Genomic DNA, 23,944 nt, shown 5'->3' with positions numbered 1-23,944 from the left:
CACGGCCACGATCTGCTGTCCATCACCGCACCAACAGTGCAAGCACTGCGCCGGCCGACCGGGCCTTCCCCCACAGTGGCCACGGGCTCATCGGCATGCACGAACGCGCCCACGCGGCCGGGGGCCGTCTGCGCGCGGGCCATCGGCCCCGGGGCGGATTCGAAGTCGTCGCGGAACTGCCGTTGTGCCCGCTCCCCCTCGAAGAGCCCTCGGTGAAGGAGTACACGGCGCCATGAACCCGGTACGTCAGAGGCCCGCACGCCCACGAACGATCACATCCGTTCCCCCAGGCCGTAGCCTTGCCGCCATGGGCAGAACGATCCGGCAGGCAGCGCGGGCCACGCTCCATCTGCTCGTGGCCGCAGCGCTGGCCTTCGGCCTGTACCTGTTCATCACCGTGCTGCTGATCACGGCCGTCGGCACGGTTGTCGTGGTCGGGGCGTGGATGCTGCCCGAGACGGTGCTGCTGATCCGCCGGATCGCCGGCGCGAAACGCGCTCTGACGGCCGCCTGGACGGGCCGGCACATCCCGGAGGCTTACCGGCCGATCACCGGCACCCTGCGCGAGCGCCTGCGCATCGCCGTCCATGACCCGGGCACCTTCCTCGACCTGCGCTGGATGGCTGCCTCATACGTCTATGGCGCCCTGCTGTGCGTGGCGCTGCCGCTGTGGCCGCTGGGCCTGGTCGTGGACGGGGTGTGGTGCGGGCTCGGGCGTCGCGGGGCGGTCGTCCTGCCTTTGATCACCCGCCTCGCCGACCTGGAGGCCCGCTGGTCGCAGGCCCTGCTCAAGCCCTCGCCCCGGGCGCTGCTGGCCGCGCGGGTCGAGGAGCTGGCCGCCACCCGGGCGGACGCGATCGCCGCACACGGCGCCGAGCTGCGCCGCATCGAGCGGGACCTGCACGACGGGGCACAGGCCCGCTTGGTCGCCCTGTCCATGCGGATCGGGCTCGCGAAACGCGCCTATGGCCACGATCCCGAGGCGGCCCGCAAACTCCTCGACGACGCCCAGGAGCAGGCCGAGGAGGCGCTGACCGAGCTGCGGCAGGTAGTACGCGGCATTCACCCGCCGATCCTCACCGACCGCGGTCTCGTCGGCGCCGTACGGGCGCTGGCGGCCGGCAGTGGGCTGGAGGTGACCGTGCGGGTGGACGGCGGGCTGGAGGAGGGGCCGCGGGCTCCGGCGGCGGTGGAGGCGGCGGCGTATTTTGCGGTGGCCGAGGCGCTGACGAACGCCGCCAAGCACAGCGGTTCGCGGCGCGCGACCGTTCAGCTGGAGCGCGTCCCCCGCGGATTGCGGGCCGTCATCCGGGACGAGGGCCTGGGCGGAGCCGACGAGAACAGCGGCACCGGACTGCTCGGCGTCCGGCGGCGCGTCGCCGCTATGGACGGTGAGGTGACCGTGACCAGTCCCAAGGGGGGACCGACGATGATTGCCGTGGAGCTGCCGTGCGTGTGGTGACCGAGCCGGCGGGGACGAGACCGACGTGGAAAAGGACGGGCCTGCCGTGCGTGTGGTGATCGCCGAGGACAACGCCTTGCTCAGGGAAGGGCTCGTGCTGCTGCTGACCTCGGCCGGGCACGAGGTCGTGGCCGTGGCCGGCAGCGGGCCGGAGATCATGCCCGCGCTGCTGCATCACCGCCCGGACGCGGCCGTGCTGGACGTACGGATGCCGCCCTGCTTCCGCGACGAAGGCCTGCGGGCGGCTCTGGACGCCCGGCAGCAGATCCCGGGGCTGCCGGTGCTGGTCCTGTCCCAGTACGTCGAGGAGTCGTACGCCGCCGAGTTGCTGGCCGACGGGGCAAGCGGCGTCGGTTACCTGCTCAAGGACCGGGTGGGCCGGGTCGACGAGTTCCTGGAGGCCCTGGAGCGGGTCGCCTCCGGCGGTACGGCGCTGGATCCGGAGGTGGTGACCGAGTTGCTGACGCGCCGCCGGGACTCACCGCTGGACTCCCTCACCCCGCGCGAGCGCGAGGTGCTGAAGCTGATGGCCGAAGGGCACGCAAACGCCACCATCGCCAGCACGCTGGTCATTACCGAGCGGTCGGTCAGCAAGCACATCGGCAACGTCTTCCTCAAGCTGCACCTGCCGCCCAGCGACAGCGGGCACCGCCGGGTCCTCGCCGTGCTGGCCTACCTCAACGACCCTTACAGGAAAGGAACCTGACCGCTCATCCGAGGACATCTCACCTGAGTGCGTCCAGCACGGCGTCCGCCATACCGCGTTCGCCTCGCTCGTTGGGGTGGACGGCCGCGGCCGGGCTGCTGGGGACAAGGGGTTCGATCCAGCGGGTGGCCGCGTCCGAGCAGGCGTCGCGCCCCTCGGACGGACGGTACGTGTCGACGTACACCGCTCCGGATGCCCGAGCCCGCTCCCGCAGCTCGCTGTTGAGCTGCTGCTCCTTTTCCCGCAGGTAGCTCATGTCGCCGGGCGCGAGGGGCAGTTCGCCGCCGCAGTCGGCGCCGTCTGCGGGCAGGATCGCCGGATAGCCGACGACGTAGACCCGGGCCTGGGGCGCGCGGCGGTTGATCTCCGTCAGCGCGCCGGCCAGCCGTTCGCCTGCGGCGTCGATCATCCGCTCCAGCTCGTCGGTGCGACGGTGGACGTAGTGCCCCCTGCAAAGGGTGTCCTCGGGGATGTACTTGCCGCTGCCGAGGGCCTGGTACGCCAGCCCCATCGTGCCGCACCGCTTGATCATCGAGCCGAAACCGATGTCGTTGCCGCCGATGCCGAGGGTGACCAGCCGGGTCTTCGGTGAAAGCGCCGAGAGTTGGGGCGCGTTGGTGCCCTGATCTGTGGTCTGTGGCTGGGTGAGGTCGGCGATGGGGGCGCCGCTGCAGCTGACATCACGGAAGTCGGTGTCTGCCACGCCGAGCCGGGAGGCCACCTGTGACGGGTAGTTGCGGTCGGAGCGGTCGCAGCCGGCCGGGGCGCCGGTCTGGCCGGGGATCTTCGGGCCGGCTGTGTAGGAGTCGCCGAGGGCGACGTACGGGCCTTTGGCAGCGGGGGCGGCCTGGGCCTGGTCGTGCTCGCTGTGGGCGACGCCGACCACGGTGGCCAGTGTGCCGCAGGTGACGAGGACGCCTACCAGTACGGTCCGGAGATGGGTCGTCTTCAAAGGGTCCTGCTTTCCGGTTGGGTCGCTCCCGCGAGGCCCGGGTATGTAAGGCGGCCGCTTGCCGGGGACCGCGGGGCCGGAGCGGTGTGGGCGGGGCCATGAGTGACGTGGGCTCGGGCGCCGTCCGCCGCGGCTGACGCGGCGTCCGGCGCCGCGGGCGGCGAGCGGGACGGCGGCTGTGATGGTCAGCGCGCCGAGGCACTGGACAAGGGTGAGCGGGCCGTACTTGAGGGCGGCGACGTGCAGCGCCGCGCCCGTGGCATTGGCGGCGTTCGACGCCCACCAGGCGGGGCCGGCCAACAGGCGTCGCAGCCCCATGCCCGTCGGTGGAGGCGACGCGGTGCTGCGTCGCGGCCGCGGCGGCGTAGGCGGCGATGGAGGCGAGCGCCAATACCACGGCGACCGTGATGTTCATCGCGGGGGCTCCAGTCGGGGGGTGTAGCGGCCCGTGAAGTCCGGCCTGCTCAGCGGGGCTTGCGGAGCGTCTTGCTGTGTCGTCCACGATTCCTTGGGCCAGCGGCCGGGACGAGGGAGCGCCCTCCCGAGGTGGGGGTGTAGCGGGCTACACCCCGTGCCCCCGGCCAAGTCCGCGGTCCCGGCGGCCGGAGCTGGGGTAAAGCTCCGGCCGCCGGGCCCTGGATCGCGCCGCCCCTGTCCCCACGGGCGCGGCGCGTCGGGGCTGCCGCCGCTTCGGCGGCCCCGGTCGAGGGCGACCGCCCTCAGAGGCGGCCGCGCGGTTGCGGCTAGCGGATGGGGACGGGCTCTGCCAGCGGCCGCTCGTCGGGGTCGGCGGCGGAACCCGTCGGTGCGGGAACCTTGCGGCTGAGCTTCTCGCCCTCGACGTCGACGTCGGGCAGCAGCCGGTCCAGCCAGCGGGGCAGGTACCAGGCTTTGTCACCGAGGAGGGACAGGACGGCGGGGACGATCGCCATGCGGACGACGAAGGCGTCGAACAGGACCGCGATGGCCAGCCCGAACCCGATCATCTTGATCATCGACTCGCCGGCCCCGACGAAGCCGGAGAAGACCGCCATCATGATCAGCGCGGCGGCCCCGACCACCCGGGCGCTGTGCTTGAACCCGGAGACGATCGCCGTCCTGGCCGCGTCCCCGTGAACGTGGGACTCGCGCACCCGCGAGACCAGGAACACCTCGTAGTCCATGGCGAGACCGAAGACGATGCCCACCAGGAAGATCGGCATCATGCTCATGATCGGCCCGGTGGACTCCACGCCCAGCAGGTCGGCGCCGTGACCCTGCTGGAATACCAGCACCACCGAACCCAGCGCCGCGAGGACGGACAGCAGGAACCCGAACGCGGCCTTCACCGGCACCAGCAGGGACCTGAACACGACCAGCAGCAGGACGATGGCGAGTCCCACCACGACCGCCAGATAGGGCATCAGGGAGGCCTGCACCTTTTCGGCGACGTCGATGTCCAGCGCGGTCTTTCCGGTGACCTCGAAGGAGGCGCCGGCGTTGGACTCGATGCCGGGGCGTTCGTCACGGATGGCGGTGACGAGATCCTTGGTCTTCTCGTCCGTGGGAGCGGTGGACGGGACGGCGGAGAACACCGCGGTATCACCCGCGGAGTTGAAGCGGGCCGGCGAGACGGAGACGACCCCGTCCGTGGCCTGAACATCCTTCGCGATCGTTGCCACAGCCGCCTTCGGGTCCGCGGAGCCCTGGGCGTCCACAACGATCGTCAAGGGCCCGTTGAAGCCGGGACCGAAGCCCTCGGCCAGAGCGTCGTACGCGCGGCGCTCGGTGGTGGAGGTGGGCTTGGCCTCGTCGCCGGGCATGCCGAGCTGGAGGTCAAGGACGGGTGCGGCAACGGCACCCAGCCCCACGACGCCGAGCAGCAGGACGGGCAGCGGGTGGCGTACGACGATGCGCGCCCAGCGAGATCCGCCGTTGTCCTCCTTGCGCTGCTTCCTGCGGTAGCGCCGGGAGTTGCGGCGGGCGCCGCGCGCGAGAACGGCGTTCGGCCAGAAGCCGAGGACGGCCGGGACCAGCGTCAGACACACCAGCACCGCCACCAGGACCGCGGCAGCGGCGGCGAGTCCCATCCTGGTGAGCAGCGGAATGCCTACGACGGACAGCCCGGCCAGTGCGATGACGACCGTGAGACCGGCGAAGACGACCGCTGCACCGGCCGTAGCGACGGCGAGACCTGCTGCCTCCCTCGGCGTGCGCCCCTTCGCGCGCTCCTCCCGATACCGGGAGACGACGAACAGGGCGTAGTCGATGCCGCAGGCCAGACCGAGCATGGTGGCCAGCGTGCCGGTGCTCTCGGACAGGCCGAACGCCTCCGACACGGCCGTGATCCCGGCCATGCTGAGGCCGACACCGAGGATCGCGGTCAGCAGCGGCAGCCCGGCGGCGGCCATCGACCCGAAAGTGATCAGCAGGACGAGGGCGGCCACCGCGATGCCGATCACCTCGGCCGCGCCGCCCGCAGAGGGCTGGGCGGCCAGCGCGTCGCCGCCGACCTCGACGGTCAGGCCCGCGTCCCGGGCCCCGTCGATGACGCGCTCCAGGTGCTCCTTGCTCCCGTCGGTCAGATCGGCGGCGCCGGTTTTGAAGCTGACGGTCGCGTACGCCGTCGTACCGTCCCTGCTCACCGCCTTCGCCTGGAAGGGGTCGACGGCGCCGGCGACCTGGGAGCCTTCGGCGGCCTCGTCGACGAGGTGTTGGACGGCCCTTCTGTTCTCGGTGGCGGTGACCTTCTCACCGCTCGGTGCCACGAACACGATCCGGGCGCTCGCCGCGTCGGCTGCCGAGCCGGGGAAGCGCTGCTCCAGCAGGTCGAACGCTTTCTGCGACTCGATGCCGGGCATGGTGAAGCCCTCGTCCGCGGCGGCGGGCGCCTTCGACGCGGCGAAACCGACGGCGCCCAGCACCGCCACCCACAACAAGGTCACGAACCAGCGCCACCGAAAGGCCGCGCGACCCAGGTGATAGAGAACAGTTGCCATGGCGGGATACGCCTCCACATCAGCGGTTCAGGAACGGCGAAAAGTCGAAGAACCGCCTCTGTGGGATGTACGCCCCTGTTCAAAGGGGAGCTGGGAGGGGTCCTTCTGCCGCCCTCCACGATTCCGTCGGCAGCGTGACGCCACGAGGGAGCGCCCTCCCGAACCGGGGGTGTAGCCCACTACACCTGCCGAGGTGGACCTGGTTCACAACCGAGCCCGGGCACCTCACAGCCAGGCGGTGGAGCGCCGCACCCGGGACAGGGCGCGGACAACGCGGCGCGCCACCGCGTCGCCGATCCGGTTCTGCCAGGAGCGGGCCGGCGCGGCGGCGAGGCGGCGCTTCCCGGCGTCCTGGAGTCGCCGCCGCTGCTTACGCGGCTCCTGCTTCATCGCCGCCTTCGACTTCGACTTCCGGGGGCGCGTCCAGCGCCTTTGCCAGGAGCTCCAAGAGGGGCCTTGACCCAAGGCCCCGGCACCGGCTGGGCAGATAAGCGCTACTGCCCTGTCGGCTTCCGGTTGATCTCAATGACCGGCAGCAGGGTGGCCTGAGCGGGGATGCCGATCTGTCGGGGATCGGCCCGGCCGGAGTGGGGACGTCGGTGAGTCGCTCCAGTAGCTGCGCGCGGACGTTGTGCCACTACCGGCTTCAGACGGCGAGGGGTTCGAGATGGTGGGCGATGTGTGGTGGTCAGAGCGCGAGTTGAGTGCGGGGCCCTCCGCACTCAACTGTAGTAGGCGATCTTGTCGTCCAGGACTTTCATGGCCCGGGACAGCGCCACCACTCGCTGCTCCAGGGTGGCACGATGCTCGCGGAGGAAGGCGACCCGGTCCTGCGCGGAATGCTCGGCGCGCAGGATGGCGACGAATTCCCGCAGGTCCGCGATGCCGAGGCCGGCGTCACGAAAGCACGTGACCATGCCGATCCAGAAGACGTCGTCCTCGGTGTACTCCCTGCGCCCGCCGGGGGAACGCCGGATCGGTCCGATCAGCCCTTCGCGCTCGTAGTAGCGCAGTGTGTCGAGGGAGACACCGGTACGATCGGCCGCCGCTGCCGGAGTGAGGAGGGTGACCACGGGGCTCCTTGTCTGATCGCTGCTACCGCGCTTCGGCGAAGCGGGCCAGGTGCTCGTCGCCGAGCCGCACACGGCGTGCCGCGAGTGCCTCTTCGATCTGCTCCACCCCGCTCACGCCGACGATGGGGTCGATCCCCCGGCGCATCAGCCATGCGAGGACGACTTGGTTCCTCGTGGCCGCCAGCTCGCCGGCCACGTCGTCCAGGACCGAGAGCACCCGGGTGGTACCGGGATGATCATAAGTCTGCGGAAGCGGCTTGTCTGCGCGCACGTAGGAACCCCACATCAGCGAGCTGTACGACCACATGGTGAGCCCCTCCGACTGCGCGAAGTCCAGATCCTCGTCGGCGAGCAGGCGATGGCCGTCCTCCGCGAGGGGGGTGAGTGGGCGCGGCTGAACGAGTGAGTGGCGCAGTTGCAGGGCCGTCCACGGTTCCACGCCCTGCTGCCGGGCGAGCGACCGGGCGCGCTCGACGCGCCAGGCAGCGTGATTCGCCGCCCCGACCCGCAGAGCCGTTCCCTTCGTGACCAGTTCGCCGAACGCACCGACGGTCTCCTCCAGCGGCACGGTGCGGTCCTCGGCGTGAGCCCAGAGGAGATCGACGTGATCGACTCCGAGACGCCCCAGGCTCTCCTCGACACCCATTCGTACGGCGGGGGCGGAAAGTCCTTCGGCGCTCTGTGGCCAGGAGTGCGGGACGAGCGGATTCTGCCGGACCTTCGTCGCGATCCGCACCGCGTCGCGCGCGCCGGGGCGGGCTCGGAGCCACGCGCCGATGACGCGCTCGCTGGCACCGCCGACGCCACTCGAATCGACCCAGAAGGAGTAGCAGTTCGCGGTGTCGAGCCAGACACCGCCTTCGCCGACGAAGGAATCGAGGATCGCGAAAGCTTCGTCCGGGCCGACGCGGGTGCCGAAGTCCATCGTCCCGAGGACGATCTGGCGGTCAGTGATGTCGATATCCATGCCCCCCATCCTCGGATCTGGAGCGCGCTCCAGGTCAAGTGTGCTTGGGGAGACGATTCGAGACCCGGCCTCCGGCGGCCGGCACCGCGTGCGGCGGGCGCGTGCACGAAGCCTGCTGGACGGCGATCCTTGGCGAGCGGCCAGCCGGACAGGTCAACACTGGGGTGCCGGCCGCCGTGCAACTCAGATAGCCGATGGTGGCAACAGCAACGCCCCACGCGTTGCTGGTGACATGGCGTACGGATCTGGTGTCATGCGGACTCAGCTTGATCTTTAACCTCGCCGCTGTTTCAGGCGGATATGTTCGGTGAGGGTTTCGGCTCGTTTCACGGTCTTCGCGGGCTCGTGGCGTCCGGGCTGGCCTGCGGTTTCTGCGGCCGAAAGCCAGGCGCCTGGCGGAGCGCGGGTGGCTCCTTCTGGAGGCGTCGGGGGCATTCAGCGCCGGCCGGCGGCCCGTGGCCGTGCCAGACGCCGGCTCATCCGCGTGACCATCGACCACTGGATCATCGCCTCGCCGGCGGCGGGCAGGGTCTCGTAATCACGGGCCGGACGGCGGGAGTTCATCGGCCATGCAAACGTGCGCTCTGCCACCCACCGCCTCGGCAGCACCACGAACCCTGTCATGTCGTCGGTGCGCTTGATGATCTCCAAGGTCGGATCCGACCACCGACAAGATCACTCCGATGTACGGCCTCATCGCGGTCGCCCTGTCCCACCGGTCGCTGGTTCAGCGTGGCTTTCCCGTCTCGGGGGCGATGGCGCTCTGGCTGGCGCGGCGCATGGCCTCGTACAGCGCAGCGTCTTCCGGCGGGTCCGGCAGCGGGCCGCGGGTCGGAGCCTGGAAGGACTGGATCATCCAGGCGACCGGGCGGCGCCAGGCGTCCGGGGCGGCATCGGCAGTGGCGCTGAGGACTCCGGCGTTGGCCATCAGCAGCAGCACGAGATCGCGGCTGGTGAAGTCCTCGCGCAGTTGCCCGCTGTTTTTGGCGCGGCCGATGAGTTCGAGGAAGCCCTCGTACGCCTGAGCGTGGTATCTCTCCAGCTCCGGAACGCCCGGGAAGTTCATGGTCAGGATGTCGGCAAAGCCGCGGTCGGCGGCCTGCATCGCGCAGACGGTCTCGATGTAGCCGGTGAAGCCGTGCCACGGGTTCGGATCGGCCAGGGCTGCGTCGGTGGCCTGCGCGTATGCCTTCATACGGTCGGCGAAGACCGCGGCGAGCAGGTCCTCCTTGCGGGGGAAGTGGCGGAAGAGGGTGGCGATCCCGACCCCGGTCTCCCGTGCGACTGAGGCCATCGACGCGTTCAGCCCGTCGCGCCCGAAGACCGTGCGCGCGGCGGCGATGATCCGCCCCCGGTTGCGCTCCGCGTCGCTGCGCCTGGGCTGACCTGCGAAATCAGTCGCGCCGACGCTGGCTTCGGTGTGCGGGTCTCGGGGGCTCATGACGTCAGACTAACAAACCGGAGTGCCTTATCCGATTCCCGTGTTACGGTGGCAGCGAACCGGATAGGGCTTTCCGGAAATGAAACGGATAGCCCTATCCGACGCCCCTTCAGTGAAAGGTTCTCTCATGCCCACCATCGCCATCGTCGGTGCCGGCCCTCAGCTCGGTCTCGCCATCGCCCGCACCTACGGCAGTTACGGCTACGACGTCGCACTGATCGCCCGCAACCGGGCCAAGCTTGAAGTCCTTGTCGGCGAGCTGGCCGCCGAGGGGATCACCGCTGCCGCCTTCCCCGCCGACGTCCTCGACCGCCCCGCCCTCACCCAGGCACTCAAGGACGCAGCTACGCACTTCGGCGGCATCGACGTCCTGGAGTACTCCCCGGTCGGCGGCCTGCAGACCGTCATGACCACCCCCGGCGCCACCGAGCCCGCCGACGTGCAGCACGAGATGGAGTTCCAGCTCTACGGAGCGATCGACGCCACCCGTGCGGTGCTGCCCGCCATGCGGGAGGCCGGTGCGGGCACCCTGCTGTTCACCACCGGCGCCGGCTCCGTCGACCCCGTGCCGCAGGTCGCCAACGTCAACGCCGCCGCCGCGGCGCTGCGCAACTGGGTGATCAACCTGCACAAGGAGCTGGACGGCACCGGTGTCCAGGCGGCGCACGTCGCCGTCAACGTGTCGATCGGCACGCCGGCGATCCCCGGATTCCCGACCGCCCAGCCCGAGGAGATCTCCCCGGTCTACTGGGAGCTGCACACCACCAAGCGCGACCAGGCAGAACTCGTCTTCAGTCTCTGACACCCATCAGCCACCCGTCCTCCTGGCCCCCCGGTATCTACGCGCACTTCGTCATCAACACCTGGCCCGGCGGGCGGCCCCGAAAGCATTCCCTCGGGGCCGCCCCCGAGCAGGTCGCGCACCTTTCCCCCGACCCGCCTGAGGTGCGCGAGCCGATGTCGCAGCTGTCGGCATTCAAGCGCCTGGGCGAGCCGGAGGAGGTCGCCGACGTGGTGGTTTTCCTGGCCTACCAACCGGGCGCGGTGGATCACCGGAGCCTCCCTCGACGCCACCGGCGGCACGCTTGCTCAGCGTGTGTGGACTTGACACAGACGTCCCCGTCGTACGCCCGCGTACAGGGGAAAGACGCGCCGGTCCGTTTTTGATCGAGCCCGCCCCGCCCCGCGAGGGGCCCGCGGTGAGAGGATCACCGCCGGTCGCGACGGGGGAGTTGGTCCGCACCGACTTCCCCCGGACTCCCACCGCTGAGCTGATGCTCCTGCCGACACGGGTACCCGTGGAAGGAAGCCCGACGGCGCCCGGCGCAGGAGCCGGAGGCTGTGAGCTATGAAGTATGACCGCTGGTCAGAGGACGTGCGGCCGGGCGTCGAAGGCGGTGATGTCTTCCAGCCTCGGTAGATGATCACGATGTTTAGAGTGCGCCGTTGACGGCAGGGAGGCCGATCATCGGCAGCGGGTCGGTCTCGGATGCCCTGGGGATCCGGTGCTCCCGGTGCAGCTCGCCCAGGAGCTTCCGTTCCTCATCCGTCGGGCCGGGAGCCCCCTCGCCGGCCCATGCGGAAGCCAGAACCTGCCGATAGCGACGGATGTCAGCCGGACGTCGACCACGCCCACGGCCGTGTGCCTCGCCGCATACCGGCCACAGCTCGTCCGTCGGCCACAGCATAGGACCGCCCACGGAACTGGCTGAAAGGTCTGGTCTGCCCGTCCGGTTCCACATGCTGACGTTGGCTCAGGCCGTGGATGGAGCCGAGTTGTCGTGCCCCGAAAGGCGGCCAGTTTTGGGAGGAGTGCCTCGACATCGAGAGGGCGCGCGGGCGTGGTCCTCGTCATGGACGCGACCTTAGACGCCTGAAAGCTCCGGTCACCGAGCACCCCCGGCAGCCTCACCCCAGCACGGGCGCTGTCAGAGCCCGTCCTCGTGAAGCAGAGCCAATCAGGCGGCTGCGTCACCGCTCATAGGCGGGTGGTGAACTGGCCGTCGGGTATTTTCCGCAGCCAGTCGCGGTCAGTCAGTCTGACCAGCTTCCCCCGCAGCGGTTGATCCTCCCGTTCCAACGGTCCCGAGGATCGCCGCAACCACCGGACCGCCCGACCTCAGCACGTCCACCACGAAACGTCCTCGCCCGACCCCGAGCCTGCGCAGTGCCCGCCCGTGGTCGGCGGCTACGACCACAACCGCGCCGAGGAGCATCACCCGCCAGCCCGCCAGCAGGGGTCGCCGGGCTGCGCGCGGCAGCTCCACGACGGACACGCGCAGCCGCGCGCAGTGGAACGGGACATGCCTCTCCTCGTCTGCCAGGATGCGGCCCGCGACCTCCGACGTCAGCGGATCGTCAGTCCCGTCACGCAGCGCCCGGTAGTAGCGCAAGGCCACCACCTCCGCGACCATCAGGAGCAGCAGCTCCGTCTGCAACCCCGGCACGCGACGCAGTCGCGCGAAGGCCGTGTCGCTCCAGTGTCCGGCCTGCGTCGTCGCCCCGCCCGCCCGGAGCAGCAGAGCGAGGAGCCTCGCGTGGTTCTGCTCCTCGGCGACGAACAGCCTCAGCGCTGCCGCGTACTCCGGATCGCCCGCCGCGTCCGCCTTGGCGAACAGGGCCGAGCTGTCGCCGTCCTCGCCGGCTTGGAATCGCTGGACGCTCGCCCGCACCGCCGGGGGCAGTGAGGCACCCGCCTCCCACGATCCTCGTCATTCTCTACATCGGCGTGGTGGTCAACGTCTTCGCCCGCATCCGAGCGGTAGCAGCTTCTGGCGAGCCGGCGGGGCGGTTCCCGTCGTTGAAGCACGCGCCGAGGACTGGGTGCAACCAGGTCACCGTGCTGCTGCGTGCTTGGTCCGTGGCGGGTCGGGAGCCAACTTCCGCCCGCCACGCACTCGTCGGTCAGTCAGGACTGCTCGCGCCCGCGCCGCGCGGTGCCGTACAGGCCAGGTCAGGTCAGGTCAGGCCCATGAACTGCAGGGCCAGCGGTTGCATGCCGCTCTGCGGCAGGTTGTGGCCGACTCCCTGGACGCTGATCGCTTCGACGGGGGCGGTGGTGCCGGTGACGCCGTACCGGGTACGGGTCCAGGCCGGCTTGGGGTGATCGGTGAGGACGGGCGTCTGGTTCACGCCGAGAACGTTGGTCCACTGTTTGATCTCTTCACCGAAGTCGACGTAACTCAGTGTGGTGTCCTGTGTGCCGTGCCACACCTGCATGCGCGGGCGGGTTCCGGCGTAACCGGGATAGGCGGTGCGTACGAGGTTGCCCCACTGCTGGGGCGTCTTGGTGATCCTCCCGCCGGAGCAGTCGCTGTTCCACTCCGAGCCGTTCGTGGTGGCGAAGCAGCCGAACGGCACGCCGGAGAATGCCGCGCCGGCCTTGAACACGTCGGGGTAGTCCCCGAGCAGGACGTTCGTCATCATCGCTCCGGAGGAGAAGCCGGTGGCGTAGACGCGGTTCGGGTCCGCGCCCCGGTGCTGCTGCTCCCACCGCACCATCGACACGATGCCCGCCGGGTCACTGCTGCCGTTGTGGGTCAGCGCGCGCGGTGACGACACGTCGAAGCACTTGCTGCTGCGGGTGACCGACGGGTAGACGACGATGAACCCGTGCTGGTTGGCCAGCGAGGCGAACTCGCTGCCCGAGTACATGGCCGGTCCGGATCCGCCGCAGTAGTGGTTGGCGACCAGGATCGCCGGGTGGGCACCGGCGTTCTGCGGCACGTACTCGTACATCCTCAGGTTGGACGGGTTGTAGCCGAAGCCGGTGACTTCGGTCAGTGTGGCCGCTGCCGGCGTCGCCGCGGCGGCCGCTGCCGGTGCGGTGCCGGTGAGCACGCCGACGCTGAGCGCGGCGGCCGCACCGGTCGCCAGCAGCGCGCGCTGAACGTGGCGTAACCGTGACTGGAGGGACATGAACGAGCTCCTTGGATGGTGGGGTCTGTCTCACCCGGTACGAGGGGATGAGGTGCCTCAGAACTGTGTGAAGAACTTCCAGACTTCGGCCGGCGCCCAGGTCCTGGAGCCGCTGTCGCCGCCGGCGCCGTCCTGTGGTGCGGCGATGTGGCCCTCGTCGAACGCGGCCCACTCCACGGGATGTCCGGCGGAGCATCCGGCGTAGGTGGTGATGCCGTGGGTCCGGCTGCCCTGTGCGGGATCGGGCGGGTTCTGGGCGGCGCAGCCGTTGTTGCGGACGAACCGGTCGCGCAGGCCGCGTCCGCCGGAGACGCCCAGAACCTTGTCGCGGATACCGTGGATGCCGAGGTAGGCGAGGGGCTGGGAGCCGCCGCCGCAGCCGCTCAGCTGTCCCCCGGACTGGAGTGGTTGCCGTGACTGGTCGTACACCCAGGTGATGACGCAGCTCGTGCCCGCGCGGAAGGGGGTGCGCGGCACGAACGGGCGTCTGCGTGCGGAGACTGGAGACATGCCGAACTCCAAGGCTGGTCAACGGCCTTGCCAGCACGTCAGGAGACACCGGTCGTGCTCGCCGGCGGGGAAGCAAGGGCCTTACCGGTACGGACCGTACGGGTGCGGTGGGGGAGCCGTCGCTTGCGTTGCCGCGCGAGAGCCGGAGCGGTGGGTGCCCCGGACTCTTACCGCACGTTCGATATTCCGAGCCCAGGTCGTCAATTCGACTCTCTGGATGATAGACATCCCATCGCAGTCGTCAATGCCTGCCGCGCTATTCCCGTGCGATCACGGCCACCGACACCCGCAAGGCGGCGATGCCATCGCCTCCCACCAGTGCATGCGCCACAAGCGCAGAGGCTCCAACTCGGGCCTGGAGAGCCGATCCGGCCCTTCGCACACCACACCTGTGCGCCCGGCGACATCCGGGTCCGCCTCAAGAGGTGTGATGACTTACCGCCACGCAACTGCATCAACCCGCCATACGCGCCCGGGTGCCGGTAGCCGCAGCGGCGCTCCGTCGGTGACTGCAGCTCCTCCCCCGTATAGGTGCGTGTCTCGTACCGAACGACGAACAACTCCGCGCTCGTCGAACCGCTGGCGACGGCGGCCCCGCGGGCGTGACATCCCACGGGGCTGCGTCCATGAACTGCCCGCTACGAGGCGAGCTCCTTGGTGATGCGGTCGAGCATGAACGCCGAGGACTCCTTGGCGCGTTCCTCCCAGGCGAAGACGCAGGCCGTGGCGACACCGTCGAAGTCCAGCTCGCGCAGGGTGCCGAAGAAGGCGTCCCAGTCGACTTCGCCCTGGCCGATGTCCAGGTGCTGGTGGATGCGGGCGGTCGTGCCGGGCGGGTTGAGGATGTAGCGGAGCCCGCTGGAGCCCTTGTGGTTGAAGGAGTCGGCGATGTGGACGTGCTGGAGCTTGTCGCCCGCGTACCGCATCATCGCCGCGATGTCCGCCGTCGGATCCGCCCCGGAGAGGTGGAAGGCGTGCGGGGCGCAGTACAGGTAGTTGACCCAGGGCTTGTCGATCGCGCGGACCAGGTCGACGGCGGGGGCGTTCTCCTCGCAGAAGTCGTCCGGGTGCGCCTCCAGGTTCAGAGCGATGCCCTGCCGCTCGAAGACGGGGAGCAACTCCTCCAGGGAGCGCCAGAACGCCGCCTCGCTCTCGGCGGCACGCTCGGGGCGGCCGTTGAACTCCGAGTTCATCAGCGGGCATTCGAGGTCGGCGGTGATCTCGATCATCCGCTTCCAGTAGCGGACCGCGGCCTGCCGTTCCGTCTCGTCCGGCGAGGACCACTTGTACAGGGGCAGCACGGAAGCCAGCTGGACGCCGTGCCTACGCAGGGCGGCCTTCAGCTCGGCGATGCGCCCGTGGTCCGCCCGCGGATGCAGGAAGAACGGCATGAAGTCGTCGCGCGGCGACAACTCGATGTACTCGTAGCCGAGTTCGGCGACCGTTCGCACCATCTCGTCGATCGGCAGCGCGCGGAACATGTACGGGTCGAGGGCGATCTTCATGCGGTGCCTCCGTAGAGGGTCGGGCGGGGCTTGAGGTCGGTGGCGACGACGCGGCCCGTCTCCAGGGCCTCGACGGTCGAGGCGGTGATGACGGTGGCGGCGTAGCCGTCCCACGCTGACGGGCCGGTGGGCTCCGCGCCGGCGGCGACGCCCGCGATCCACTCGCGGAACTCGGTGTCGAAGGCGTCCGCGAAACGGCCCACCCAGTCCGTCAGCACCTCCGTGCTGTGCCGGGCCGCCGTGCGCACCCCCACCGCGGCCGGGTCGGGCAGCCTAACCAGGCCCTCCTCACCGACGGCCTCGCACTGGATGTCGTAGCCGTACCGGCAGTTGACGAAGACCTCAAGATCGATGCGGACGCCCTTGGACGTCTCGAAGAGCATGATCTGCGGGTCCTTGAGGTGCGCGAACCGCTTGCTGGTGGGACGCGGGGTCACCACCTGCGTGGAGACGATCTCGTCGTCCAGCAGCCAGCGCAGCACGTCCACCTCGTGCACCGCCGTGTCCAGGGCGGCCATCGCGGAGGTGTACGACTCCGGAACCGTCGGATTGCGGTGCGCGCAGTGCACGATCAGCGGTTCGCCGATGCGGCCGGAGTCGATGACCTGCTTCATCTGGCGGTAGCCGGCGTCGTAGCGGCGCATGAAGCCGACCTGGACCAGGCGGCGCCCGTGCGCCGTCTCCGCCTCGATGATCTTCAGGCAGTCCTCGGAGGTGGTGGCAAGCGGCTTCTCGCAGAAGACCGGCTTGCCGGCGGCGATCGCGTTCAGGACGTGCTCGGCGTGCGTGGGCCCCCACGACGTCACGAGAACGGCGTCCACGTCGTCCGCCGCGATCACCGCGGCGCCGTCGGGCAGGACCCGCGCGCCGACCGGCGTGGCCGCCTCCTCGGCGCGGGCGACGTCGATGTCGGTGACGGCGGTGACGCGGGCGCCGGTGACGGTGTGGGTGAGGCGGCGGATGTGCTCGTGGCCGATCCAGCCGGCGCCGATGACCCCTATGCGTACAGTCATTGGTCATTCCTTCAGGGGAGAACTAGGAGAGGCACGCCCGGAGTTCGGCTTCGGGGTTTCCAGGGAGCGGCCCTTCGTCCCGGGGACGTAGAGCCTGACGAAGGTGAGCCGTGGGCGCGGGGGTGCCGTCCCTGACATCCATGGCTGCCTCCTACCGGCGGGCGCCGGGGCGCCGGGTCCCGGCCAGACCACAGCCGGCCAGGTGCTCACGGGTGTTCACCGCGATGGGCAGCGGCACCTCGGGCGCGCACGGGTACAGGTCCTGCTCGACGATGACGAACAACTCGGCGTCCAGCTTGGCCAGTTCGGTCACCACATCGGCGGGCCTGGGCACCCCGGCGGGCGGCGACACGCACACCCCGCGCTTGACGGCCTCCCCGAACGACAGCTTCTCCTGCGCCACTTGGGCGAGGATCTCGGGGTCCATCTGCTTGATGTGGACGTAGCCGACGCGCTCGCCGAAGCGGCGGATCAGGTCGAGGTTGTCGCCGCCGCCGTAGGCCACGTGCCCGGTGTCCAGGCACAGGTTGGTCCAGCGGGAGTCGGACTCGTTGAGCAGCCGCTCGATCTCCGGCTGGGTCTGGATGTGGCTGTCCGCGTGCGGGTGGACGACCAGACGGATGTCGTACTCGTCGAGCAGCAGCCGGCCGAGCCGGTCCGCGGCCCTGCCGAAGCCCTCCCACTGCGCCGCGGTCAGCTCGGGCGACTCGGTGAAGTCACCGGTCTTCTCGTCCCGGTACATGGGCGGGATGAGGACCAGGTGGTGCGCGCCGGCCGCCGCGGTCAGCTCGGCGACCTGCCGGACGTGGGCGAGCATCTCGTCCCACGCCTCCGGCCGGTGCAGCGCGCCGAACGCGGTGCCGCCGGAGACCTTCAGGCCGCGCGCGTCGAGTTCCTCCTTCAGGCGCTGCGGGTCGGTCGGGAGGTAGCCGTACGGGCCCAGCTCCAGCCACTGGTAGCCGGCCTGCGCGAGTTCGTCGAGGAACCGGGTGTACGGCACCTGGTGCTCGTCCTCGGGGAACCAGACGCCCCAGGAGTCGGGGGCGGAGCCCAGGCAGAGGTTGCCCGCGACGGTGCGGAGGGGGGATGGCGCCGTTGCCATGGCGTGTCCTTAGGGGAGACGGGACGAGGGTGTCAGTCGGAAGTGGGGAAGGTGAATCCGGCGGCGACGTGGTGGTTCTGCCGGGGCCAGCGAGAGGTGACGACCTTGGGGCGGGTGTAGAAGCGGATGCCCTCGGGGCCGTGGATCGGCGAGTCGCCGATGAGGGAGTCCTTCCAGCCGCCGAAGGAGTAGTACGACATCGGCACCGGCACGGGGACGTTGACGCCGATCATCCCGACCTTGACGGATCGCTGGAACCGGCGCGCGGCCTCACCGGAGGCGGTGAAGACGGCGGTGCCGTTGCCGTAGGGGTTGGCGTTGATGACGTCGATGGCCTGGTCGAGGGTGTCGACGCGGACGACCGCCAGTACCGGGCCGAACAGCTCCTGCCGGTACGCCTCCATCTCGGTGGTGACGTGGTCGAGCAGGGACGGGCCGGTGAAGAAGCCGTCCTCGTGGCCGGCGACCTTCAGACCGCGGCCGTCGACGACGACGGCGGCGCCCTGCGCGGCGGCGGCGCCGACGGCGTTCTCCACCCGCTCCTGGGCGACCCTGGTGACCAGCGGGCCCATCTCCGTGCCGGGGACGTCGCCGGGACCGACCTTGACCTCGCGGGCCTTGCGTTCCAGCACCTCCACCAGAGCGTCGGCCGCCTCGCCGACCGCGACGGCGACGGAGAGGGCCATGCAGCGTTCGCCCGCGGACCCGTAGGCGCCGGCGGTGATGTGGTTGGCGGCGAACTCCAGGTCGGCGTCGGGCAGGACGACGGCGTGGTTCTTCGCGCCGCCCAGCGCCTGGACCCGCTTGCCGGTGGCGGTGGCCCGCTCGTGGACGTACCGGGCGACGGGGGTGGAGCCGACGAAGGAGACGGCCTCGACGTCGGGGTGGGCGAGGAGGGCGTCGACCGCGTCCTTGCCGCCGTGGACGACGTTGAAGACGCCGTCGGGCAGGCCCGCCTTCCTGTACAGCTCGGCGACGAAGTTGGCGGCGGACGGGTCGCGCTCGGACGGCTTGAGGACGAAGGTGTTGCCGGTGGCGATCGCGATGGGGTGCATCCAGAGCGGAACCATCGCGGGGAAGTTGAACGGCGTGATGCCGGCGACGACGCCCAGCGGCTGGCGGAAGCTGTGCACGTCCACGCCGCGGGAGACCTGGTCGGAGAAGTCGCCCTTGAGGACGTCGCCGAGCCCGCAGGCGAACTCGACGACCTCACGGCCGCGGGTGATCTCGCCGCGGGCGTCGTCGACGGTCTTGCCGTGCTCGGCGGAGATGATCCGGCCCAGTTCCTCCTCGTGCTCCACGAGCAGCTGGCGGAAGGCGAACATCACCTGTGTGCGCGTGGTGAGGGAGGACTCCGACCAGGTCTCGAAGGCAGCGGAGGCGGCCTGCACTGCGGCGTCCACGTCCGCGCCGCCGCCCAGGACGACACGCGCCCGCTCGGCGCCGGTGGCCGGGTTGTACACCGGCTGGGTGACGGTGGCGGAGCCCTCGGTCGGGGAGCCGTTGATCCAGTGGGGAATGGTGTTCACGACAGCGGTGTCCTTAGAGGTAGTGGCGCTGGTGGTGCTTGTGGGCGGCGTACGTGGCATAGGCGGCCCGGGTGGACTCCAGGGCGGAGACCTCGCTCACGGGCACGTCCCACCAGCCGTGGCCGGGCGGGTTGGGGCCGTACAGGTCGGTCTCGACGTGGACGACGGTGGTGCGGGTGGCGGACTTCGCCTTCTCCATCGCCGAGCGGAACTCGTCGACGGTGGTGGCGTGCAGCACCTCCGCGCCGAGGCTGGCGGCGTTGGCGGCGAGGTCGACCGGCAGGACGTCGCCGTCCAGGAGGCCCGAATCGCCGTCTCGATAGCGGTACTTGGTGCCGAAGCGCTGCGAACCCAGTGACTCCGACAGGGCGCCGATGGAGGCGAAGCCATGGTTCTGGACGAGGACGACGACGACCTTCAGTCCCTCGGAGACCATGGTGGCGATCTCCTGGGCCATCATCAGGTACGAGCCGTCGCCCACGAGCACGACGACCTCGCGGGACGGGTCGGCCATCTTCACGCCGACGCCGGCGGCGACCTCGTAGCCCATGCAGGAGTAGGCGTACTCCACGTGGTAGGCCTTCGGGTCCCGGGCCCGCCACAGCTGCTGCAGGTCGCCCGGCATCGAACCGGCCGCGTTGATGACCACCGCGCGGTCGTCCAGGACGTCGTTGAGGGCGCCGAGGATCTCGGTCTGGGCCGGCAGCGGACCGTGGCCGGCGGTGAAGCACCGCTCCTCGATCTCCCTTGTGCGGGCGATGAGTTCGCGGGTCCTCACCCGGTACGACGGGTCCGCCTCCCAGCCGTCCAGGGCCTCGGCGAGGGCCTGGACGCCCAGGCGGGCGTCGGCCACCAGCGGCTCGGCGGAGTGCTTGACGGCGTCCAGGCGGGCGACGTTGAGGTTGACGAAGGCGACGTCCGGGTTGCCGAAGACGGTGTGGCTGGCGGTGGTGAAGTCGGAGTAGCGGGTGCCGATGCCCAGCACCACGTCCGCCTCCCTCGCCAGTTCGTCGGCCGCGTAGGAGCCGGTCGAGCCGATGCCGCCGACCGCGCAGGGGTGGTCCCACGGCACCGCGCCCTTGCCGGCGTGGGTGTCGGCGACGGGGATGCCGGTGGACTCGGCGAACGCCCGCAGCGCGGTCTCCGCACCGGAATAGACGGCGCCGCCGCCCGCCACGATCAGCGGCTTCCGCGCGCCCCGCAGCAGCCGGGCCGCGCGTGCGACGGCGGCCGGCTCCGGCACCGGGCGGCCCACGTGCCACACCCGCCGCCGGAAGAAGTCCACCGGCCAGTCGTGGGCCTCGGCCTGCACGTCCTGCGGCAGCGCGAGGGTGACGGCGCCGGTCTCGACCGGGTCGGTCAGCACCCGCATCGCGGCCAGCGCGGCCGGGATCAGCTGCTCGGGACGGGAGACGCGGTCGAAGTACTTCGACACGGCGCGGAAGGCGTCGTTGACGGTGACGTCCCCTCCGCGGGTGTCCTCCAGCTGCTGGAGGACCGGGTCGGCGGCGCGGGTGGCGAACATGTCCGAGGGGAGGAGGAGCACCGGCAGCCGGTTGGTCGTCGCCAGCGCGGCGCCAGTGATCATGTTGGTGGAGCCGGGGCCGGTCGAGGCGGTGCAGGCGAACGCGGCGAGCCGGTCGCGCATCTTGGCGTAGGCGACGGAGGCGTGCACCATGCCCTGCTCGTTGCGGGCCAGGTAGTACGGCAGGTCGGCCTCGCCGGTGGTGGCGGCCTGGAGCAGTGCCTGCCCGAGGCCGGCCACGTTGCCGTGTCCGAAGATGCCCCACACGCCGGGGATCAGACGGTGTTCCTGGCCGTCGCGCTCGCTGTACTGGTTGGCCAGGAAGCGCACCAGGGCCTGCGCGGTGGTGAGGCGGACGGTGTTCATCGGTTCTCTCCGAAGGGCAGCCGGTCGTCGATGTCCTGGGCGTCCCACGTCGAACGCACCCAGCCGTGCGCGGGGTCGTCACAGATCAGCCAGGCGCGGTCCTGCCCGGGACCGGCCATGACGTTGAGGTAGTAGAGGTCGTAGCCGGGAGCCGCGACGGACGGGCCGTGCCACCCGTGCGGGACCAGCACGGTGTCGCCGGAGCGGATCTCCGCCAGCACGTCGATGGGGCGCTCGGGGGTGCCGTAGACGCGCTGGTAGCCGAAGCCGTTCTCGCCGCCGGAGACCTCTAAGTAGTAGATCTCCTCCAGCTCCGACTCCTCGCCCGGCCGGGCCTCGTCGTGCTTGTGCGGAGGATAGGACGACCAGTTGCCGCCCGGGGTCAGCACCTCGCACACGAGCAATTGCTCGGCGTCGAAGGCACCCGGCAGGCAGTAGTTGTTGACCTGCCGGGAGCAGGCTCCCGCACCCCGCAGTTCGACGGGGACGTCCTCCTTGCGCCCGTACCGGGCAGGGAGGCCCCCGCGCTCGGTACGGGCGCTGGGCAGCGCGTACGTCCCGCCGAACGCACTGCTGAGGGTGGCCTCCGACGCACGGGGGAGGTACGCGAAGTCGGTGACCGAGGCGAACACGCCTGTGCGGCCTTCGAGTGCGAAGACACCGCCGTCCGTGGTGACGGTGCACGAGCCCGTCAGCGGCAGCACCAGGAACTCGGACTCTCCGGTGGACAGGGTGTGCGCCTCGCCCGGCCCCAGGGTCAGGATGCTGAGGCCGGAGTGTGCCCAGCCCGCCGATTCCGGCGTGACCTGCACGTCGTAGGGGCCGTGGGCGGCACTGCCCCTCGGCAGGTGGTACTGGTTCGTGGAGATCACAGCAGGCTCACCGCCTTGTCGACGGCACCGGCCACGTCCCCGCTCGACGGGTACAGCAGGGACCGTCCGACGACCAGCCCTTGAGCGGTGGGCTGCTTCAGGGCCCTCCCCCAGGAGGCGAACGCGGCGTCGGCGTCCTTGACCTCGCCGCCCAGCAGCAGCGCGGGGAGCGTGGAGGAAACCAGGACCCGCTCCATGTTCTCGACCACCGGCAGCTTCAGCCAGGTGTAGGCGGTGCGGCGGCCCAGACCCGAGGCGATCGTGATGGACTTGACGACCGCGTCCGTGGACAGGTCGTTGCGGATCCTCCCGTCCCGCCACTCGGACAGGAACGGCTCGACCATCGCGATCAGGCCGCGGTCGTTGAGCTCGTCGACCGCCCGGGCGGTGTTCTCCAGGGCCGAGGGTGTCGCCGCGTCGCCGAGGGCGACCCGGGTGAGCATCTTGCCGCCGTCGAAGCCCATCGCCGCGATGGTGGCGGCGTCGTAGCCGGTGAACCGGTCGTCGATCTCGAACACCGACCCGGCCAGGCCCGCCCGGTTCATGGACCCGAAGACGCTCTTGCCGTCCAGCACGCCGAGCAGGAGGAGGTCTTCGAGGATGTCGGCGGTGCCCAGCACCCCGGTCACGCCGGGGCGCTCCAGCGCGGTGCACAGCCGGTCGAGCAGTTCGGAGCGGTCGGCCATGGCGTTGGGGTCGCCGCCGACGCCGTTGGCGCCGCGCGCGGGGTGGTCGGCGGCGATGATCATCGCCTTGCCGTGCTCGCCCAGCGGCGAGGCGGCCCGGACGCGGCGGGCGGCGGCGGCCGCGATGGCGCCGGGGTCGCTCACCCGGGCGGACACGATCCGACTCAGCTTCTCAGACACTGGTCACCTCATCGAGCTTGGTGTGGACTTCGTCCTCGGTCGGCATGGCGTCCGAACAGGACAGGCGGCCGGCGACGAGGGCGCCGGCGGCGTTGGCGAAGGACACGGTGCGGCGCAGGTCCCAGCCCGACAGCAGTCCGTGGCAGAGGGCTCCCCCGAAGGCGTCGCCCGCCCCGAGCCCGTTGACCACGTCCACCGGCACAGGCGCGATCTCGGCGACCTCACCGCCGCGGTGCACGGCCAGCACACCCTTGGGGCCCTGTTTGACCACTGCCAGTTCCACACCTGCCTCGAGCAGTGCGTCGGCCGCGGCGTGGGGGTCGCGCTCGCCGGTGGCGACCTCGCACTCGTCGAGGTTGCCGACCGCGACCGTGGTGTGCCGCAGCGCCTCGGCGTAGGAGACGCGGGCCCGGGCGGGGTCGGCCCAGAACATCGGCCGCCAGTCCAGGTCGAACACCGTGACGCCCGCCCTGGCCCGGTGCCGCAGCGCGGCCAAGGTGGCCGAACGGCTGGGCTCCTCGCTCAGTCCCGTGCCCGTCATCCAGAACACGGCCGCCTCGCGGACCGCGTCCAGGTCCAGTTCGGCGGCGGCGATGTCCAGGTCGGGCGCCTTGGGCAGGCGGTAGAACCAGAGCGGGAAGTCGTCCGGCGGGAAGATCTCGCAGAACGTCACCGGGGTGGGTGCGATGTCCGACGTACCGACGTAACGGCTGTCGACGCCGTAGCCCTCCAGAGCGGCGCGCACGAAGTCGCCGAACGGGTCCCGGCCGGTCTTGGTGACCACCGCGGCCGTACGGCCGTACCGGGCCGCCGCCACGGCGACGTTGGTCGGGCTGCCGCCCAGGTACTTGCCGAACGAGGTGACCTCGGCCAGCCCGACACCGGTCTGGAGCGGATAGACGTCCACTCCCACACGGCCCATGGTCAGCACTTCGAACGGCATAACGCTGGTGTCCCTTCGTTCCGGAAGGCTCGCGGGGAGGCCCCGGGGATGTCTCGGAAGAGTTTCCTGTCGCGCTCTACTAGTGCGCTCTAGTCCGAGTACGATGACCCCAGTCCAAATGTCATGTCAATAGTCTGTTGCCGGAAGATTTCAAGATCGCCGCCCAGGTGGGCGTCGTCGGAAGGTGGGGTACGGGTGGATGGACCAGGCAGGCAG

18 protein-coding genes and 3 pseudogenes are annotated in these 23,944 nt (G+C 70.5%); 3 read left to right on the top strand and 18 right to left on the bottom strand.

All coding sequences use genetic code 11. From position 1 onward, the window contains the following. Nucleotides 1-307: 307 nt before the first annotated feature. Together C6376_RS25090 and C6376_RS25085 are read left to right on the top strand one after the other, a co-directional pair. Entirely contained in the window at nt 308-1,462 is a 1,155-nt protein-coding gene (locus tag C6376_RS25090) for a histidine kinase (protein ID WP_107445500.1), read from the top strand. Between the two features lie 46 nt (nt 1,463-1,508). Then, entirely contained in the window at nt 1,509-2,168 is a 660-nt protein-coding gene (locus tag C6376_RS25085) for a response regulator transcription factor (RefSeq protein ID WP_107445499.1), read from the top strand. Nucleotides 2,169-2,187: 19 nt separating this feature from the next. On the opposite strand, the gene C6376_RS25080 is transcribed toward C6376_RS25085, so the two are convergent. The 7 genes and pseudogenes from C6376_RS25080 to C6376_RS25050 all read right to left on the bottom strand — a co-directional run bounded on the left by C6376_RS25080 (nt 2,188) and on the right by C6376_RS25050 (nt 9,579). Continuing rightward, the gene (locus tag C6376_RS25080) at nt 2,188-3,120 is read right to left on the bottom strand and encodes an SGNH/GDSL hydrolase family protein (RefSeq protein ID WP_159083253.1); all 933 of its coding nucleotides are present in this window, start codon (nt 3,118-3,120) and stop codon (nt 2,188-2,190) included. Nucleotides 3,121-3,863: 743 nt separating this feature from the next. After that, entirely contained in the window at nt 3,864-6,098 is a 2,235-nt protein-coding gene (locus C6376_RS25075; RefSeq protein ID WP_107449166.1) for an efflux RND transporter permease subunit, read from the bottom strand. Nucleotides 6,099-6,323: 225 nt separating this feature from the next. Beyond that, nucleotides 6,324-6,488, bottom strand: coding sequence for a hypothetical protein (locus tag C6376_RS25070; protein ID WP_254076035.1), 165 nt, complete (start codon nt 6,486-6,488; stop codon nt 6,324-6,326). Nucleotides 6,489-6,820: 332 nt separating this feature from the next. Next, the gene (locus C6376_RS25065) at nt 6,821-7,171 is read right to left on the bottom strand and encodes a MerR family transcriptional regulator (protein WP_107445497.1); all 351 of its coding nucleotides are present in this window, start codon (nt 7,169-7,171) and stop codon (nt 6,821-6,823) included. Nucleotides 7,172-7,193: 22 nt separating this feature from the next. Continuing rightward, nucleotides 7,194-8,147 carry an aldo/keto reductase gene (locus C6376_RS25060; protein WP_173985722.1) on the bottom strand — a complete coding sequence of 318 codons (954 nt, stop codon included), beginning with the start codon at nt 8,145-8,147 and terminating at the stop codon, nt 7,194-7,196. Nucleotides 8,148-8,573: 426 nt separating this feature from the next. Further along, nucleotides 8,574-8,756: pseudogene (locus tag C6376_RS25055) on the bottom strand (IS5/IS1182 family transposase); the annotation flags it as partial. Between the two features lie 109 nt (nt 8,757-8,865). Beyond that, nucleotides 8,866-9,579: a TetR/AcrR family transcriptional regulator gene (locus C6376_RS25050; RefSeq protein ID WP_107445496.1), complete on the bottom strand. Its 714-nt coding sequence runs from the start codon at nt 9,577-9,579 to the stop codon at nt 8,866-8,868. A 127-nt stretch (nt 9,580-9,706) separates the two neighbouring features. Between C6376_RS25050 and C6376_RS25045 the strand changes: the two genes are divergently transcribed. Further along, nucleotides 9,707-10,381 carry an SDR family oxidoreductase gene (locus C6376_RS25045; RefSeq protein WP_107445495.1) on the top strand — a complete coding sequence of 225 codons (675 nt, stop codon included), beginning with the start codon at nt 9,707-9,709 and terminating at the stop codon, nt 10,379-10,381. A 1,228-nt stretch (nt 10,382-11,609) separates the two neighbouring features. Here C6376_RS25045 and C6376_RS25030 read toward each other — a convergent pair. From C6376_RS25030 to iolC, 11 genes and pseudogenes are all read right to left on the bottom strand, one after another. After that, on the bottom strand, nt 11,610-12,263 hold the full coding sequence (locus C6376_RS25030; protein ID WP_107445493.1) for a ferritin-like domain-containing protein: 654 nt from the start codon (nt 12,261-12,263) through the stop codon (nt 11,610-11,612). 310 nt (nt 12,264-12,573) lie between these two features. After that, a pseudogene (locus tag C6376_RS25025) lies at nt 12,574-13,497 on the bottom strand (PHB depolymerase family esterase); the annotation flags it as partial. A gap of 57 nt (nt 13,498-13,554) precedes the next feature. Further along, nucleotides 13,555-13,902, bottom strand: a pseudogene (locus C6376_RS25020) (hypothetical protein); the annotation flags it as partial. A 743-nt stretch (nt 13,903-14,645) separates the two neighbouring features. Beyond that, on the bottom strand, nt 14,646-15,512 hold the full coding sequence (locus C6376_RS25015; RefSeq protein WP_107445491.1) for a sugar phosphate isomerase/epimerase: 867 nt from the start codon (nt 15,510-15,512) through the stop codon (nt 14,646-14,648). Next, nucleotides 15,509-16,525: a Gfo/Idh/MocA family protein gene (locus C6376_RS25010; RefSeq protein ID WP_107445490.1), complete on the bottom strand. Its 1,017-nt coding sequence runs from the start codon at nt 16,523-16,525 to the stop codon at nt 15,509-15,511. Before C6376_RS25010 ends, C6376_RS25015 begins: the two co-directional genes overlap by 4 nt. 151 nt (nt 16,526-16,676) lie before the next feature. Further along, nucleotides 16,677-17,627: a TIM barrel protein gene (locus C6376_RS25005; protein WP_107445489.1), complete on the bottom strand. Its 951-nt coding sequence runs from the start codon at nt 17,625-17,627 to the stop codon at nt 16,677-16,679. 32 nt (nt 17,628-17,659) lie between these two features. Continuing rightward, the gene (locus C6376_RS25000; RefSeq protein WP_107445488.1) at nt 17,660-19,156 is read right to left on the bottom strand and encodes a CoA-acylating methylmalonate-semialdehyde dehydrogenase; all 1,497 of its coding nucleotides are present in this window, start codon (nt 19,154-19,156) and stop codon (nt 17,660-17,662) included. A gap of 13 nt (nt 19,157-19,169) precedes the next feature. After that, nucleotides 19,170-21,047 (bottom strand): 3D-(3,5/4)-trihydroxycyclohexane-1,2-dione acylhydrolase (decyclizing), encoded by a 1,878-nt coding sequence (gene iolD / locus C6376_RS24995; RefSeq protein ID WP_107445487.1) that lies wholly within the window; start codon nt 21,045-21,047, stop codon nt 19,170-19,172. Then, complete coding sequence (iolB, locus tag C6376_RS24990; protein WP_107445486.1) at nt 21,044-21,919, bottom strand: 5-deoxy-glucuronate isomerase; 876 nt, start codon at nt 21,917-21,919, stop codon at nt 21,044-21,046. The genes iolD and iolB overlap by 4 nt, the downstream gene beginning before the upstream one ends. Further along, complete coding sequence (locus C6376_RS24985) at nt 21,916-22,785, bottom strand: aldolase (RefSeq protein ID WP_107445485.1); 870 nt, start codon at nt 22,783-22,785, stop codon at nt 21,916-21,918. The genes iolB and C6376_RS24985 overlap by 4 nt, the downstream gene beginning before the upstream one ends. After that, entirely contained in the window at nt 22,778-23,728 is a 951-nt protein-coding gene (gene iolC, locus C6376_RS24980; RefSeq protein ID WP_107445484.1) for a 5-dehydro-2-deoxygluconokinase, read from the bottom strand. Before iolC ends, C6376_RS24985 begins: the two co-directional genes overlap by 8 nt. Between the last annotated feature and the right edge of the window lie 216 nt (nt 23,729-23,944).

The organism is Streptomyces sp. P3 (genome assembly GCF_003032475.1).
Taxonomy (GTDB): domain Bacteria; phylum Actinomycetota; class Actinomycetes; order Streptomycetales; family Streptomycetaceae; genus Streptomyces.
This window is presented reverse-complemented; position numbering and strand designations above follow the sequence as displayed.

What these genes read in the sequence shown, in the direction of transcription:
- C6376_RS25090 (WP_107445500.1), top strand. Translation starts at nt 308, where the DNA reads ATGGGCAGAACGATCCGGCAGGCAGCGCGGGCCACGCTCCATCTGCTC.
- C6376_RS25075 (WP_107449166.1), bottom strand. Translation starts at nt 6,098, where the DNA reads ATGGCAACTGTTCTCTATCACCTGGGTCGCGCGGCCTTTCGGTGGCGC.
- C6376_RS25070 (WP_254076035.1), bottom strand. Translation starts at nt 6,488, where the DNA reads ATGAAGCAGGAGCCGCGTAAGCAGCGGCGGCGACTCCAGGACGCCGGG.
- C6376_RS25060 (WP_173985722.1), bottom strand. Translation starts at nt 8,147, where the DNA reads ATGGGGGGCATGGATATCGACATCACTGACCGCCAGATCGTCCTCGGG.
- C6376_RS25050 (WP_107445496.1), bottom strand. Translation starts at nt 9,579, where the DNA reads ATGAGCCCCCGAGACCCGCACACCGAAGCCAGCGTCGGCGCGACTGAT.
- C6376_RS25045 (WP_107445495.1), top strand. Translation starts at nt 9,707, where the DNA reads ATGCCCACCATCGCCATCGTCGGTGCCGGCCCTCAGCTCGGTCTCGCC.
- C6376_RS25015 (WP_107445491.1), bottom strand. Translation starts at nt 15,512, where the DNA reads ATGAAGATCGCCCTCGACCCGTACATGTTCCGCGCGCTGCCGATCGAC.
- C6376_RS25010 (WP_107445490.1), bottom strand. Translation starts at nt 16,525, where the DNA reads ATGACTGTACGCATAGGGGTCATCGGCGCCGGCTGGATCGGCCACGAG.
- C6376_RS25005 (WP_107445489.1), bottom strand. Translation starts at nt 17,627, where the DNA reads ATGGCAACGGCGCCATCCCCCCTCCGCACCGTCGCGGGCAACCTCTGC.
- iolD (WP_107445487.1), bottom strand. Translation starts at nt 21,047, where the DNA reads ATGAACACCGTCCGCCTCACCACCGCGCAGGCCCTGGTGCGCTTCCTG.
- iolC (WP_107445484.1), bottom strand. Translation starts at nt 23,728, where the DNA reads ATGCCGTTCGAAGTGCTGACCATGGGCCGTGTGGGAGTGGACGTCTAT.